This window comes from Burkholderia sp. MSMB1826, assembly GCF_001526325.1.
Classification (GTDB): Bacteria; Pseudomonadota; Gammaproteobacteria; order Burkholderiales; family Burkholderiaceae; genus Burkholderia.
Genome location: NZ_LOYN01000043.1, coordinates 180774 through 195615, shown reverse-complemented (window position 1 = coordinate 195615; position 14842 = coordinate 180774). Strand labels below are relative to the sequence as shown.

General features: G+C 69.9%; 15 protein-coding genes. 5 read left to right on the top strand and 10 right to left on the bottom strand.

What is annotated here, in order from left to right:
* Window positions 1-33: 33 nt before the first annotated feature.
* A complete protein-coding gene (locus WS95_RS24620) occupies window positions 34-1779 on the top strand; it encodes a cyclic peptide export ABC transporter (RefSeq protein ID WP_059785696.1) in 1746 nt (581 codons plus the stop codon).
* A 191-nt stretch (window positions 1780-1970) separates the two neighbouring features.
* Here WS95_RS24620 and WS95_RS24615 read toward each other — a convergent pair whose 3' ends face one another.
* The 7 genes from WS95_RS24615 to WS95_RS24585 all read right to left on the bottom strand — a co-directional run bounded on the left by WS95_RS24615 (window position 1971) and on the right by WS95_RS24585 (window position 8772).
* On the bottom strand, window positions 1971-2993 hold the full coding sequence (locus WS95_RS24615; RefSeq protein WP_059826627.1) for an ABC transporter substrate-binding protein: 1023 nt from the start codon (window positions 2991-2993) through the stop codon (window positions 1971-1973).
* The gene (gene fhuF, locus WS95_RS24610) at window positions 2990-3790 is read right to left on the bottom strand and encodes a siderophore-iron reductase FhuF (RefSeq protein ID WP_059826625.1); all 801 of its coding nucleotides are present in this window, start codon (window positions 3788-3790) and stop codon (window positions 2990-2992) included. The genes WS95_RS24615 and fhuF overlap by 4 nt, the downstream gene beginning before the upstream one ends.
* Window positions 3787-5877 carry a Fe(3+)-hydroxamate ABC transporter permease FhuB gene (gene fhuB / locus WS95_RS24605; RefSeq protein WP_059826622.1) on the bottom strand — a complete coding sequence of 697 codons (2091 nt, stop codon included), beginning with the start codon at window positions 5875-5877 and terminating at the stop codon, window positions 3787-3789. Before fhuB ends, fhuF begins: the two co-directional genes overlap by 4 nt.
* Window positions 5874-6722, bottom strand: a complete 849-nt coding sequence (locus tag WS95_RS24600) for an ABC transporter ATP-binding protein (RefSeq protein WP_034207281.1) — start codon at window positions 6720-6722, stop codon at window positions 5874-5876. The genes fhuB and WS95_RS24600 overlap by 4 nt, the downstream gene beginning before the upstream one ends.
* On the bottom strand, window positions 6719-7729 hold the full coding sequence (locus tag WS95_RS24595; protein ID WP_059826619.1) for a TauD/TfdA family dioxygenase: 1011 nt from the start codon (window positions 7727-7729) through the stop codon (window positions 6719-6721). The genes WS95_RS24600 and WS95_RS24595 overlap by 4 nt, the downstream gene beginning before the upstream one ends.
* A gap of 46 nt (window positions 7730-7775) precedes the next feature.
* Window positions 7776-8018 carry an MbtH family protein gene (locus WS95_RS24590; RefSeq protein ID WP_059826617.1) on the bottom strand — a complete coding sequence of 81 codons (243 nt, stop codon included), beginning with the start codon at window positions 8016-8018 and terminating at the stop codon, window positions 7776-7778.
* Between the two features lie 85 nt (window positions 8019-8103).
* A complete protein-coding gene (locus WS95_RS24585) occupies window positions 8104-8772 on the bottom strand; it encodes an RNA polymerase factor sigma-70 (protein WP_059785676.1) in 669 nt (222 codons plus the stop codon).
* Between the two features lie 293 nt (window positions 8773-9065).
* Here WS95_RS24585 and WS95_RS24580 point away from each other — a divergent pair, with 293 nt between their 5' ends.
* Entirely contained in the window at window positions 9066-9314 is a 249-nt protein-coding gene (locus WS95_RS24580) for a hypothetical protein (protein WP_059826616.1), read from the top strand.
* Window positions 9315-9357: 43 nt separating this feature from the next.
* A complete protein-coding gene (locus WS95_RS35400) occupies window positions 9358-9495 on the top strand; it encodes an HHHH-motif protein (RefSeq protein ID WP_014897078.1) in 138 nt (45 codons plus the stop codon).
* Between the two features lie 74 nt (window positions 9496-9569).
* Here the strand turns inward: WS95_RS35400 and WS95_RS24575 are convergent, their stop codons facing one another.
* Together WS95_RS24575 and WS95_RS24570 are read right to left on the bottom strand one after the other, a co-directional pair.
* The gene (locus WS95_RS24575) at window positions 9570-10949 is read right to left on the bottom strand and encodes an ATP-binding protein (protein WP_059826615.1); all 1380 of its coding nucleotides are present in this window, start codon (window positions 10947-10949) and stop codon (window positions 9570-9572) included.
* Window positions 10946-11611, bottom strand: a complete 666-nt coding sequence (locus tag WS95_RS24570) for a response regulator transcription factor (RefSeq protein ID WP_059785671.1) — start codon at window positions 11609-11611, stop codon at window positions 10946-10948. Before WS95_RS24570 ends, WS95_RS24575 begins: the two co-directional genes overlap by 4 nt.
* A gap of 212 nt (window positions 11612-11823) precedes the next feature.
* Here WS95_RS24570 and WS95_RS24565 point away from each other — a divergent pair, with 212 nt between their 5' ends.
* Together WS95_RS24565 and WS95_RS24560 are read left to right on the top strand one after the other, a co-directional pair.
* Window positions 11824-12450, top strand: a complete 627-nt coding sequence (locus tag WS95_RS24565; RefSeq protein ID WP_257139939.1) for a DedA family protein — start codon at window positions 11824-11826, stop codon at window positions 12448-12450.
* Between the two features lie 42 nt (window positions 12451-12492).
* A complete protein-coding gene (locus tag WS95_RS24560; RefSeq protein ID WP_156444574.1) occupies window positions 12493-13137 on the top strand; it encodes a class I SAM-dependent methyltransferase in 645 nt (214 codons plus the stop codon).
* A 295-nt stretch (window positions 13138-13432) separates the two neighbouring features.
* Here WS95_RS24560 and WS95_RS24555 read toward each other — a convergent pair whose 3' ends face one another.
* Window positions 13433-14782, bottom strand: a complete 1350-nt coding sequence (locus tag WS95_RS24555; RefSeq protein ID WP_059826613.1) for a hypothetical protein — start codon at window positions 14780-14782, stop codon at window positions 13433-13435.
* Window positions 14783-14842 lie beyond the last annotated feature (60 nt).

Sequence of the window (14842 nt, the reverse complement as noted above, 5' to 3'; positions counted from 1 at the left end):
TTATTGCCTGCCTTCCCTTTACCGACGTTGCCGATGACAGCCGCCCACGAGCCTTCTTCCCCGCCGTCCCTCGACGCTTCCCCCGCCCGCCCCGCGGCGCGCCTGATCCTTGCGCTGCTGCGCGAAAGCCGCGTGTCGCTCGCGCTGGCGCTCACCGCGTGCGTGCTGAACGGCGTCGCGAGCGTGCTGCTCGTCGCGACGCTGAACCGCGCGCTGTCCCAACCGGCGGCAGCCGATGCATCGCTCGCGTGGCGCTTCGCGCTGTGCGCGGTGATCGCGCTCGTCACGCGGATCGTGTCGGGCACGCTGTTTGCCCGCCTGTCGCAGGACACGATGGCGCGGCTGCGCGTGCATCTGGCGCGGCGCGTCGGCGCGGCCGAATTGCGCGACATCGAGCGAATCGGCGCCGCCCCCGTGCAGTCGGTGCTGACCGACGACGCGACCAACGTGTCGATGCTGTTCTTCGCGTTGCCGAACCTGGTCATGCACGGCTCGATCGTGTTCGGCTGCCTCGGCTATCTGGCGTGGCTGTCCTGGCCCGTGTGCGTGCTGGCGCTGGCCGCGATCGTCGCCGGCTCGCTCGGCTATCACACCGGCGACCGCCGCGCGATCGCGTCGCTCGAAGCCGCGGGCCACGCGCAGGACCGCCTGTTCGGCTATCTCGGCTCGCTGTTCTCCGGCGCGAAGGAGCTGAAGCTGCACGATGCGCGCGCCCGCCAGTTCGTCGACGGCCAGCTCGGCGCCGCGATCGGCGAGGTGCGCGACCACCGCCGCCGCGCGTTCAGCGCGTATGCGGTCGGGGTCGGTTGGATCATCTTCCTGTTCTACGTGTTCCTCGGCGTCGCGTCGTTCTGGCCGCAGCTCGGCGTGCATGCCGACCCGGCCGCGGCCGCCGGCTACGTCGTCGTGTTCCTGTTCATGCTCGTGCCGCTCGACGGCCTGCTGAACAACCTGCCGACCGTCAACGCGGCGCGCGTGTCGCTCACGCGGATCGAAGGCGTGATGGCCGAATTCGGCGCGCTGCGCACGATGCCGCCCGCGGCCGACGCACCCGACGTGCCGCCGGCCGGCGCCGTCACGCTGCGTGGCGTCACGCACGCGTATTTCCACGAGCGCGACGAACGGATGTTCAGCATCGGGCCGATCGACCTGACGATCAGGCCGGGCGAGCTCGTGTTCATCGTCGGCGGCAACGGCAGCGGCAAGACGACGCTCGCCAAGGTGCTGACGGGGCTCTACGAGCCCGAGCAAGGCACGATCGAGGTCGACGGCCGCACGATCGGCTGGCGCGAGCGCGCGGCCTACCGGCAGCGCTTCAGCGCGGTGTTCAACGATTTCCATCTGTTCGATGCGCTGCTCGGCATCGTCGACCCCGACGATCCGTCGCGCGCGCAGGCCGACGCGCGGGCGAACGCGCTCGTCGCGAAACTCGCGCTCGACCACAAGGTGAAGGTGGTCGACGGCGCGTTCTCGACGCGCGCGCTGTCGACCGGGCAGCGCAAGCGGCTCGCGCTCGTCGTCGCGTATCTGGAGGATCGTCCGTTCTACCTGTTCGACGAATGGGCGGCCGACCAGGATCCGTCGTTCAAGGCCGTGTTCTACGAGCAATTGCTGCCCGAGCTGCGCGCGCGCGGCAAGGCCGTGATCGTGATCACGCACGACGACCGCTACTTCGATCTCGCCGACCGTCTGCTGAAGCTCGACAACGGGCGCATCGTCAGCGACACGCAACCGGCGCGACTGCGTGCGCAGGATGGCGTCGATGCGCTGAGCGCGTAACGCGACGGTCGATCGAAAAATCGCCGACACGCTGCATTGGCAGTGTGTCGGCGATTGTCGTTTCGGCAGGGAATCGGCTCACGCGTGGAGAAGAGAAAAAGGCGGAAGCCACGCATCGTCAAGCGAACACGGCGACCTGCCAGTTCACGCGGCGGCCCCAGCGACTGCCCCCGGCGGCATCCTCCGCGCGCTCAGCGCACGGGCGGCAGCTTCAGCATCGTGTCGGTCATCACGTCGGCCAGCTTCAGCGCCGACATCGGGCCGCCGAATCCCCAGATGTTGCGCTCGATCAGCGCGATCCGGTGCGCCTTCAGCGCGGGCACGAAACGCCACACCGGCGAATCGAGTTTGGCCGACAACGGCACGTCCATCCCCGACGCGGTCACGAACAGCACGGCGAGATCGTGCTGCCGCAGCAGATCGGCCGACGTCACGTACAGCGTGCCTTCCCGCGTCGGCTTCTTCGGCCACGGATCGAGCCCGAGCGCCCGCGCGAGGCCCGCGGACGTACTGTTGCCCGTATAGGCCCAGTAACGATCGGGCAAGCCGAGATCCTGCAGCAGCGCGACGCGCTCGCCGGTGCGGCCCGCGGCCGCAAGCCGCGCCGCATTGCGCGCGATGCCGGCGTCGAGTTGCGCTTCGACTGCCTGCGCGCGCGCGTCGCGCCCCGTCACCGTGCCGATCGTCCGGAAGATCTGCCGCATCCAGTCAAGCTGCGTGACCGGCACGCCGCCGTCCGACACGTTCGGGCTGAACTGGAACAGGATCGTCGGCGCGATCCGGTCGAGCGCGTCGAAGATCGGCGCATGCCGGAAACCGACGCCGATGACGAGATCCGGCTTGACCGCCGCGATCGCCTCGAGCCCGGGCTCCTGCCGCGAGCCGACGTCGGTCACGCGCGCGAGCTGCTCGCTCCGGTAGCCGAGCCAGCCCGGGTAGAACGCCGTATCGGCCATCCCGACCGGCACGATGTCGAGCGCGATCACGCTTTCCGCGAACATGAAGTCGAGCGCGACCACGCGCTGCGGCCGCACGGGCATCGTCGCGCTGGCCTGCGACACGACGGGATTGCCGGCCAACGACACGGCGCCTTGCGTACCGCTTGCGCCCCCGGCCGCGGAAACGGCGGCCGCCGATGCGGACAACGCGCCGCAGCACGCGGCGCCGAGCGCGGCGAGTGCACCGAGCGCGTGCCGGCGGCCGGGGCGCGTCACCGGATCGCGTCCTGCTCGGCCAGCGCCGCGTCGTCCATCGTCAGTAGCAGGGGGCAGCTTCCACACAGTTGCGTTTCTCCAGGAATTTCGTAGCGCAGGCAGCACACGCGGCGCGCGCGAAACGGCGTCGGCAGCAGCGGCGAGCGCGGCAGCGCGTCGCGCACGGGCATGCGCAACGGATTCGGCTCGCCGTGCACGCAGGTCGAACCGAACAGCCAGCTCGCGTCGCGAACGGGATCCGCCGCGCACGGCAGCGAACGATACGTATCGAGCAGATAGTCGAGCAGATTGCCCGCGTTGCTCCACAGCACGCGCGGCGTGACGCGCCCCATCGCAGCGAGCAGGTCGATCACCGCGCCGAGATGCGCGACGAACCCCGCATAGCGCGGCTCGGGATCGTCGCACGGCGCACCGAGCGCATCGCTCGCGAAATACAGCGCGGCCGGCATCCCGTCGTCGAGCGCGACGAACGTGCGCTCGGGCGTCATGTCGAGCGGCCGGCCGAGCGTGAGCGCGGCGACGACGCCGGCCGGCGCCGCGCGGCCGAAATAGTATTTGCTCCACTGCGACATCAGCGCACGCGCATGCTGCGTCGGATCGCCGCCGTAATGGTCGACCATCGCGCCGAGCACGGCGTCGCGGTGCGCAGGCAACGCGCTGACGGGCACGACGATGCGGCCCGGCGCGTGTGCATCGTCGGGCATGCCGAGCCACACGACGTCGAGGTGTTCGGCGAACGGTTGCGGCGCGAACGCCGAAAAGCGCGTGGCACGCGCGCCGTCGAGCGACGGCGTCATCGCCCCGCGCGCCGGGCGCGGCGCCCCTCGAGAATCAGCAGCCCGAGCAGGTACGGTGCGCCGATCAGCGCAGTGAGCACGCCGGCCGGCACTTCGCGCGGCGCGACGACGATGCGCGCCGCGAGATCCGCGGCGCCGAGGATCAACGCGCCGCACGCCGCCGCGAGCCACAGCCGCGTGCGATGCCGGCGCGCGCCGAGCATCGTCGCGACGTGCGGCGCCATCAGCCCGATGAAGCCGACCGGCCCGACCGCCGCGACCGCCGCGCACGCGGCAAGCGTCGCGATCGTCAGCGCGAGCGGCCGCAGCGCCGCCACCGGCAGGCCGAGCGCAGCGGCCTGGTCGTCGCCGAGCGCGAGCATGTCGAGCGGTTTCGCGAGCCACGCGAACACCGGCACCGCGAGCGCGCACCACGGCAACAGCATCGACACCTCGCCCCAACTGCGGCCATACGTGCCGCCGACGAGCCACACGACGAAGCGCGCGGGCTGCACGCTTTCCTGCGTGATCAGCCATTGCGCGAGCGTGGTCCACAACGCGCCGATCACGATGCCCGTCAGCGCGACCGCGAGCGGCGCGTAGCGATGCCGGTGATTCAGCGCGAGCGTGATCGCGAGCGACAGCCCGCCGCCGATCAGCGCGGCGGCGGCAAGCGTCACGTGGCCCATCAGCGGCCACGTCGACAACGCGAACAGCGTGACGAGCCCCGCGCCCTGCGTGACGCCGAGCACTTCGGGGCCTGCGAGCGGATTGCGCACGACGCTCTGCATCGCGACACCGCTGACGGCAAGTAGCGCGCCGGCGAGCAGTGCGCACAGCAGGCGCGGCAGGCGCAGGTCGATCAGCATGCGTGCGAGCGCATCGTGACCGGACAGCGCGGCCAACCAGCGCGCGGGCGACAGCCACTCCGGCCCGGCCGACACGCCGATCAACACCACCAGCCCGCCCGTCGCGACGAACAGCGCGGTGCGCAGCGGCCAGTCGAGTCGTTCGAGCCAGCCGACGAGCCGCGTCGCGCCGCCGCCCGCCGCGCGTTCGGCATCCGCGTGCAGCACGCCCGACCACGCGGCGCCGCGCCGGATCATCGCGAGCATCAGCGGCGTACCGACCAGTGCGATCGCGACGCCGGTCGACAGCGTCGCGTCGAGGCCCGACGCGAGCACCGCGCTGTCGGTGACGAGCACGAGCGCGCCGCCGGCGAGCGCCGACAGCGGCACCAGCACGCCGAGCCGGGCCGCGCGCGCGCCGCGCACCTGGCGCAGCAGGTTCGGCGCGACGAGGCCGACGTACGACAGCGGGCCGGCGATGCTGACGGCCACGCTCGTGAACGCGACCGCGACGATCGTCGCGGCGAGTCGCGTCGCATCGACGCGCACGCCGGCCGCGGCCGCCGCATCGTCGCCGAGCGTGAGCGGATTCAGCGGCCGGATCACGAACGGCAGCGCGATCAGCGGCACGACGAGCCAGCGCGCGGCGAGCGCGAGGCCCGTCGCGCCCGGCTGGTACAGGCTGCCGTTGGTCCACAGCGCGGCGCCCGCGATGTTCTGCTCGAAGAACGCGAGCACGAGTGTCGACAGTGCGGCGAACAGCAGCATGCACACGCTGCCCGCGAGCACGAGCCGCAACGGCGTCGCGCGCCAGCCGCCCGCCGCGACGATCGCGCACGCGGCCGCGGCGAGCCCGCACACGAACAGCAGCGGCACCGACGCGACGCCCGCCAGCGCCGGCACGAGCATCGCCGCGAGCAGGCCGAGCTGGGCGCCGCCCGTCACGCCGAGCAGGTCGGGCGACGCGAGCGGATTGCGCGTGAGCGACTGGAACAGCGCGCCGGCGATGCCGAGGCAGCCGCCGGCGACGAGCGCGGCCGCGACGCGCGGCAGATTGAGATCGAACAGGAATACGTGCGCGAGCGACGCGGCATCGCTGCCGGGCGCCGCGCCCCACCACACGCGCAGATCGGGGGCAATCCGCAGCGCCGCGAGCAGCGCGATCAGCGCGACGAGGCAGAACGCGATCGCGCCGGCCCGCCCCGTCGTCGCTCCGTGGCCCGTCGCCGCGAGGCGCTTGCGCATCGCGAACGTCGTCATACGGCGAGATCCCGGTCGAAGACGCCGGCCGCCTGCGCCGCGCCGTCGGTCGACGGCCCGTAGGCCGGCACGCACATCGGTGCGCCCGTGCGCGGATGCGCGAGCTTCAGCATCTCGACGCCGAACGCCGCGCGCAGCCGCGCCGGGTCGAGCATCGCGTCGGGCGTGCCCTGCGCGACGAGGCGGCCCGCGCGCATCAGCACGATCTCGTCGCTGTACGCGGCCGCCTGGTTCAGGTCGTGCAGCACCCACACGATCGTCAGCCCGCGCGCGCGGTTCAGCGCACGCAGCGCATCGAGGATGTCGAGCTGGTGATGAATGTCGAGATAGGTCGTCGGTTCGTCGAGCAGCACGATCGGCGCCTGCTGCGCGAGCGCCATCGCGATCCACGCGCGCTGGCGCTCGCCGCCCGACAGCGCGCCGACGTCGCGCTGCGCATCGTCGGCGAGGCCGCTCGTCTCGAGCGCCTCGTCGATTGCCGCATGATCGATCCGCGACAGGCCGCGCAGGAAGCCGCCGTACGCATAGCGCCCGTACGCGACGAGCTCGCGCACCGTGAGGCCCGACGGAATCTGGTTGAACTGCGCGAGCATCGTCAGCTCGCGCGCGAGCGCGCGACGGCGAAACGATGCAAGGGGCTTGCCGTTCACTTCGACATGGCCGGCACGCGCGGGCTGCAGGCCCGCCAGCGTGCGCAGCAGCGTGCTCTTGCCGCAGCCGTTCGGCCCGCACAGCGCGGTGACGCGGCCGGCCGCGATCGACAGGTCGAGCCCGTCGATCACGACATGGTCGCGATATCCCACCGACAGCCCGCGCGCGGCAAGCGCGGCGGTACTACGCGTCATCGATCCTCCGTTCGGTCGCGCGGGACCGTGTAACTCTGCGCCATCGCGACGACGACCTTGCGCGGCCCCTCGAACGGGTCGCGTGCATGCGCGCTCAGCATGTTGTCGAGCATCAGCACGTCGCCGGTGCGCCACGGGAACACGATGCGCTGCTGGTCGAGCACCCCGCGGATCTGCGCGAGCGCGTCGGCCTCGAGCGGTTCGCCGTCGCCGTAGTACACGTTGCGCGGCACGTTCTCGAGCCCGACCGCGTCGACGAGCGCTTCCTGCATGTCTTCGTCGAGCGCCGACAGGTGAAACAGGTTCACCTGGTTGAACCAGACGCGCTCGCCCGTGCGCGGATGGCGCGCGACGGCCTGGCAGCGTTCGCGCGTGCGCAGCAGCAGTTCGCCGTCGTCGTCGCTGCGCCACGCGCACTCGATGCCGCGCGCCGCGCACATCCGCTCGACCTCGGCCGGCTCGTCGGTGCCGAACGACTGCTGCCACGGCAGGTCGAGCCCTTGCCCGAAATTGCGCACGTACAGCAGCTCGCGTTTCTCGAAGCGCGCGACGAGCGCCGGATCGAGCGCACGGTACACGGCGCGGCTGTCCGCGATCGGCGTCGCCCCGCCCTTCGGCGCGGCGAGCGCGCAGTGAAACCAGATGCGCAGCGGCCATTCGCGCGTGTACGACTGTTCGTTGTGCAGCGGAATCGCGCGGTGCGGCGGGTATTCGGTCGACGTGTAGACCGCGCCTTCGACCTGGCTGCGCGGCGTCGACGCGTATTCATAGCCGATCAGCGGATCGCCGAACGACGCCGCGAATTGCTGGAACGCGTCGATCGACGGCACGCGAAAGCCCGTGAACAGCACGCCGCCCGCCCGTTCGAGCGTGTCGGCCGCAATCTCGCGCGCCAGCGGCGCGACGTCGTCGATCGACATCCCGTCGTTGCCGCGCGGCGACACGACGGTGGGCAGCCCCGGCTCGATACGCAGGTCGTCGAGCGTCGGCAACGAAAGCAGGGTCATGCAAACGTCCTCTTCAGGTGAGGCGCCGCACCCGCGGCGCAGCAGATCACGACGCGCGCGTCGCGCGCTCGCCGTCCATCGCGCGGCGCAGGCTCGCCGGGCGCATGTCGGTCCAGACGGTCTCGATGTGCGCGAGACAATCGGCCTTCGGGCCGCTCACGCCCACTTCGCGCCAGCCGGCGGGCACGAGCCGGAACGTCGGCCAGATCGAATACTGTTCTTCGTCGTTGATGACGACCGTATAGACGAGATCGTCGGTGTCGGCGGAAGGCGTCGGGGCTTGCGTCATGATCGGAAATCGCTGGGCGGTTGAAGGAAGCGAAGCGGCGGATTCGGCCGCTCCTGTCTGATAGACGGTTGACCGGCGCGTATTTTTACCGCCGCCGCGCGCGGCCGCCGAGGAACACCGGGCACGCGACGCCGCGATGGCATGCGTCGAGGCATTCCGCGCAATGGCGCTCCGCGTCGCGCACCATGAAATGCACGAGCGTCTGCGACACGTTCAGCGCGCGCGCCGCGGTCTGCAGCGTCTCCTCGCGCAGCCGCACCATCTCGAAGGCCGCACGGCTGCGCGCCGGCAGGTCGTCGAGCGCGGCCCACACGCGCCGCAGCGTATCGCGCGTCATCAGCGCGGCTTCCGGCGTCGGCTCGGGCGACGGCACGTCGAAGCCGTCGTCCTCTTCCGTGTGATAGACGTTTTCCAGGCTCTGCCGGCGGCATGCGTCGATCGACGCATTGCGCACCATTCGCGTCACGTACGCGACCGGCTGGCGCACCGCGTCCTGGTTCGGGAATTCGACGAGCTTCACGAACACGTCGTGCACGACGTCTTCCGCGCGGCTCGCGCAACCGACGAAGCCGCGCGCGACGTTGACGAGCATCGCGCGATGGGCGATCAGCACGTCGAGCAACGCGCCCTGCGCACGGGGCTCGGACGCCCGGCGCGCACGCGGCGCGGCGCGCGGCGGCAAGTCCGGACAACTGCCGAGGAACGGGTTTGCCGCTGTCGCCGCCGGTCGGTCGAGTACTTCCGCCATGGCCATCGATCTGCTCCGTCAAATTCCGAGATAAGGAAATTTAACGTAAACGCAAATCATTCTCAATCCGATTACGTGATGACCCTTTGGACCATCAGGATTTGTCTGAACAATGGGTGGAATCGTCGTCGGCGCGCACGGGTGCGCATCCGCGCTGCGCGGACGGCCCGCACGCCGCGCACGCATGCTTTCACGTTCCTGACGAAACGCCTGCACGTGTCATCGGCGGTAGCAACTTCTTACCACGTGAAATTTTGGGGGCTCGTACGATCCACTTGCCGTTACCAAGGGAGAACGACATGAAATCCATCGTGTTATCCGCAGTCATGGTGGGCACGCTCTCGAGCGTGATGCTCGCCGGGCGCGTCGCCTACCCTGGCCCTGCCGAAGTCACGATCGGCTGGCATGGCGATCGTTACTGGGACGGAAATCGCTACTGGGAGCGCCGCGACTGGGAAGCCCGGCATCCCCCCGGCCCGCGCGACGACCGCGATCGCCGGGATGACCGCCGTGACGACCGTCGCGACGATCAGCGGCCGCAGTGGTGATGCCGCTGCGCACTCTTGATTCATTCAACGACAGGACCTCGACATGAAGACGCTACTGAAAACCCTCACCGCCGCCGCCGTGGCCGCCGCCGTGCTCGTGCCGGCCATCGCCGAAGCGCATCCGCACCGCGTGTGTCACTTCGAGCATCACCATCACAAGGTGTGCCGCTGGGTGCGTTGAGCGTCGCGTAGCCGATGCGAGAAAGCGCCGCTTGCCGGCGCTTTTTTTCGTTTCGACGCCTGACGGCGTCCACGCTAGCGCTGCCACCGCTCCGGCGCGAGCCAGATCGGAAACGACAGGATCACCGCGAGCCCGTGCCCGTCGATACCGGACGTCACGTCGACCGCCCCGCCATGAGACTCGGCGATGCGCGCGACCAGCGACAGGCCGATGCCGCTTCCCGGCTGCGCGGTGCCCGGCACCCGGTAGAAGCGTTCGAAGATTCGCTCGCGTTGATCGATCGGCACGCCCGGCCCGTCGTCCGCGATACGCAACCTGACCCGCCCTGCATCCGCAACGCCATCGCATGCGATCTCGACCCGTCCGCCTTCGCGGCCGTAACGCAGCGCGTTGTCGATCAGGTTGCGCACCGCGATCGCGATTTCGTCCAGGTCGCCCCACACGCATACCGGCTCGACCGCCACCCGCACTGTCTGCCCGCGCGCATGCGCGACCGCATCGAAGTCGCTCGCGATCAACGCAACCAGCCGTGCCAGGTCGACCGGCCCATGCTGCTCCGCACGCGAGCCGGCATCCAGCCGCGCCAGCTCGAGCAATTGCGCCGACAGCCGCGCGCTGCGCTCGACGCCCGTTGCCAGCCGGCGCAGCGCGGCGTCCTTGTCCGTCGGATCGTCCGCCCGCAATGCCACTTCCGCCTGCGCCGACAACGCCGCCAGCGGAATGCGCAATTCGTGCGCCGCATCGCCGATGAAACGGCGCTCGGTATCGACGGCCTGGCTCAGCCGCGCGAGCAGCCGATTGAACGATTCGACGAGCGGCCGGAGTTCGCGTGGCAGCATCGTCAACGGCAACGGCGAAAAATCGAACGCGGCCTTGTGCTGGATCGCCCGCTGAACCTCGCGCACCGGCCCGAACGACCAGCGGATCCCCCACCAGATCGCCACGCCCAGCATCGCGAGCATCACCGCCGTATTGAACAGGCCGAGCTGCACCGCATTGCTGGCCTTCTCCTGCCAGGTCGTGGCCGGCCCGCCGGTTTGCACGTGAATCCGGCCGGCCGGATCCGCGAGCGAGTAAACCCGCCAGGTCTCGTCGTGCGCGAGACCGCGTCCGGCGCTCACGCCGTATCCGTCGCGCATGTCGGCCTTGAGCGCCGGCCCCGGCGCATCCGCGCTGTGCATGACATTGCGGCCGTCGACCCAGATCTGGAACGCGACGTCGTATTTGCCGTACGCCGTTTTCGGCAACACCGCCTGCGTGCGCACTTCGGGCAGACGATCGATCGTATCGGGCAACGACAACAGCAGCAGTTGCGCGGCGCCCTCGAGCAAGCCGTCGCGCCAGCCGCGCTGTTCGCGCCACAGGCCGATGCCGAGAAACGCGCCCCAGCCGGCCCAGAACACGACGACCGTCGCCATCACGGTCGCGAGCAGGCGTACGCGCAGCGACCTCATGCCGTGCCCTCCCCGACGCGATAGCCGAAGCCGTGCACCGTCACGATCAGCTCGTCGCCGAGCTTGCGCCGCAATTGATGGATGTACACCGCGATCGTGTTGCTTTCGATTGCGCCGTCGTTGCCGTACACGCGCTCCTCGAGCTGCGCCCGCGTGACGACTCGCCCTTGCCGCTCCATCAGCGCGAGCAGCGTCCGGTATTCGTGGATGCTCAACGCGACCGGTTCACCGGCGCGCGTGACTTCCCGGCGCGCCGGATCGACATGGACATCGCGGCAGACCAGCCGCTCCGACACGCGCCCCTGGCTGCGGCGCGTCAGCGCCCGAAGCCGCGCATACAGCTCGTCCAGCTGGAACGGCTTCACGAGATAGTCGTCGGCGCCGGCGTCGAGGCCGCGAATACGGTCGCTCAACTGATCGCGCGCGGTCACGATCAGCACCGGCGTCGCATCGTAGTTCGCCCGCATCGCGGCCAGCAGCGTGAAACCGGACGCGCCCGGCAGTTGCAGGTCGAGCAGCACCGCGTCGTAGTCGTGCCCGACGAGCGCGAGCCGCGCCGCCGGCACGTCGGCCGACCAGTCCGCGCGCCAGCCGTTCTGCGCGAGGCCGGCCCGCACGGCGTCGGCCAGCATCGCATCGTCTTCCACCAGCAGGATATGCATCGATATCGCTCCTCGATTGGCGAGGTCGCCAGCCTGACGGACCGCGATTAAAAACTTCTTAAAGCCGAGGGGCCACGATGCGCATCGATCGCCGCATTGCCGGCGCAATGCATCCGGCGCTTTCCAGAGAGGCCCGCCATGACCGTGTTCCGTTCTTCGATTTCGTTGCTGCGATGCAAGACGGCGCGGCGCGCCACCTTCGCGCCGGGCCGGTGCGCGCCATTCTGGCATGGAAGGCCGCACGCGTCGTGTCCGTTGTGTTCGTCGTCTTCGTCGTGCTCGTCGTGCACGGGTCGCACGGGAGCCGCGCGATGAACCAGTTCGCCACGCTCGTCCCGTTCGGCCTCGCGCTGAGCCTTGCCAGCGCCAACAGCATCGTCTGCCTCGCCGGGCTGTCGCTGATCGAACGACTGATTCCCGTGCTGCCGTCGCACGTGCTGCTCGCGATGATCGGCATCGCCGGTGCGCAAGGCGCGTGGACCTTGCCGGAAGCGATCGTCGTCACGGTGCTCGGCAGTTTCGCCGGCTGCCTCTTTCATTACGCGCTCGGCAATCTGTGGCCGGAAGACAGCGTGCTGACCCTGCTGCGCCGCCTCGCGCCGCTGGGCCGGCTGCAGCCCGCCAGAATCGACGCACTGATCGAAAACATCCGCGCGCGGCCCACGCGGCTCGCCCTGTGGTCGCAACTGGTGCCGTTCGTCCGGCTCGTCGCGCCGGCGCTCGCCGGATTGCTGGAAACGAGCTTCACGCGTTTCGCGTCCGGCGCCGCGGCCGGCATTGCGCTATGGAACACGCTGTTCATCACGGCCGGCTATCTCGCCGCGCAAGCGGTCGCCTAGCCGCGCCTGTCATTGACCGATCGACCCTCCAGGAGCCTGTCGATGCGAATTCCCGAATGGATGCTGTTTCTGCGTAGCTGGTGGCGCAATCCGCGCCGGGTCGGCGCACTCGCGCCGTCCGGTCCGGCGCTTGCCGCGTTGATCACCGCACAGGTGCCGTGCGACGGCGCGTCCGTGATCGAACTCGGCGCCGGCACCGGCGTGTTCACGCGCGCGCTGCTCGCACGCGGCGTCGCGAGCGAGCGGCTGGTGTTGGTGGAAGCCGATCCCGCGTTCGCGAACGCGCTGCGGCGCCAATTTCCGGCGTTGCGGGTGATGCAGATGGATGCGGCCGAGCTCGGGACGACCGGCGACTTCTTCGGCGAACAGCGCGCGCACGCGATCGTGAGCGGGTTGCCGCTCGTCGCGATGCCGGTCGAACAAGCCGTCGCGATCGTGCAGTGCGCATTTGCGCGCCATCTGGCTGCCGGTGGCGCGTTCCATCAGTTCACCTATGTGCCGCGCTGCCCGATTCCCGCGCGCCATCTGGAAGCCATGCGCGTTCGCGCGGTGCGGGTCGGGGTCGCGTGGATGAATTTTCCGCCGGCCTTCGTGTACCGGTTCGAACGGCTGGGTGAGGTGGTCGGCCGGCACCGGGCCGGTGCGAAGCCGTCGCTGGATGAGGTTGCTCGAGCAACGGCTTCGTAGGGCCGAGACACGGTCCGGCTGTTCGTGCTGCCGGGCGTTGCCCCGGCGACGGGCCGCGCGCGTTCGCTCGGGTCGCGCCGATCCCGGTCAATGGACCGACAGCGGTATCGCTGAACAGCAACCGTCGTCATGGTGGCTGCCGTGCTCCCGCGGGTCCTCGCCGAAATCCATCCGCACCGGGTGCGTCACTTCGAGCATCCTCATCGCAAGATGTGCCGCTGGGTGCGGTAGACGCAACAAGGCGCCGCAAACCGGCGCCATGTTTCATCGCTTCGCCGGCATGCGACCATGCTCGCTAGCGTGCGGCCGACGACCGCAGCCGGCACGGCGCGAGCCGCGCGGGGATGACGGGCAGACGGCAGACGCTTTGCTGCATCGCTGCGTTCGGCCGCACCGCCAGCGTGCGCGACGCCGCCTTCGCCTTCGGCTGCATCGTCCGCACCCGCAATGCGTCGGCGCCCGGGCTCGCCGGCCGCAACGCGCGCAGTGTTGCCGCATCGATGTGCACTTGCCAGAACTGCGGCCGCCCGTCGGGATCGTCTTCGCGATAGCCCTGCCCCGTGATGGTCTGCCCGTCGGGGCACACGCCGATCACGTTGGTCAGGCTCAGCGTGCCGACCGACAGGCCGGCCGCTTCGAGCAACGCAACGAGGCTGCGCATGCCGCTTTGCGGCGTCCACACGAAGACGCGCTCGACACCGGTCTGGCCGTTGCTCGAGCTACCGACGACGACCTGTCCGTCCGTACTGATCGACAACGCGTAGCTGCTGTCGTCGCCGTCGAGAAAACCGAGCCGCCGGATGCTGTCGCCACCGTTCGTCCACAGCACGGCCTCCGAGTCGACCCGTTGTCCATCCGGCGTGACCACCAGGGTGCCAAGCGAGCCGGCGATCGTCCGTTCGTCTTCGGTCACGCCATGGGCCAGATCCATTCTGGCCGCGCCTGCGTTGATCGTCGGCAACAGTCGTTCGCCGATTCGTTCCGTCCAGAGGAGCGCACGCGAGCCATACACGCCGTCGACATTGCCGGCGAACCCGACTGCCGCATTCCCGGACGAAGTCATCGACAGGAGCTGCACGATATAGTCGCCGCCTGACGGCAACGCGCGGAACCCCCTCGGCTGGTCCCACATGAACCGTGCATTCCGGCCGCCTGTCGTCGTAAAGCTGCCGCTCATCCTCGTGCCGCCGAGGTTCGCGACTTCGACCGATGCGTCCCGGCCCGCCGTATCCGGAACGAGTTTCTGCGTGCGACCGTCGCCGGGCCATCGCACCGCCCAGCGATCGAGGTTGCTGCTTTCCGCCTGGCGCGCGCTGATCGAGCCGCCGATCACCCGCCCATCGGCCGACACCGTCCGTGCCAGCGCGTCATAGGCGTTCGCCGGCGCGGCGAGCCGCTGCCAGCCCGTCGCGGCCGACCACGAGAAGGCCATCGCGTTGCCGGGCTGCGCGTCGCTCCAGTAGGAACCGACGATCGTCTTGCCGTCCGCGCTGACGGCATAGCCGTTGTACCGCACGTCGCGCGGCCCACCCAGGTCGCCGATCACCGTCAGCGAATAACCGCCGGCCGATACCGTCTGCGCGTGAGCCGCGCTCATTGCCGACACGGCCAGCACGGCCGCGACGACACTCCGTCTCGGATGCATCTCCTTCTCCTCCGTCAGTACATTGATGAAAATCCCGCGCAGGCGGCACGTTGCCGCGGC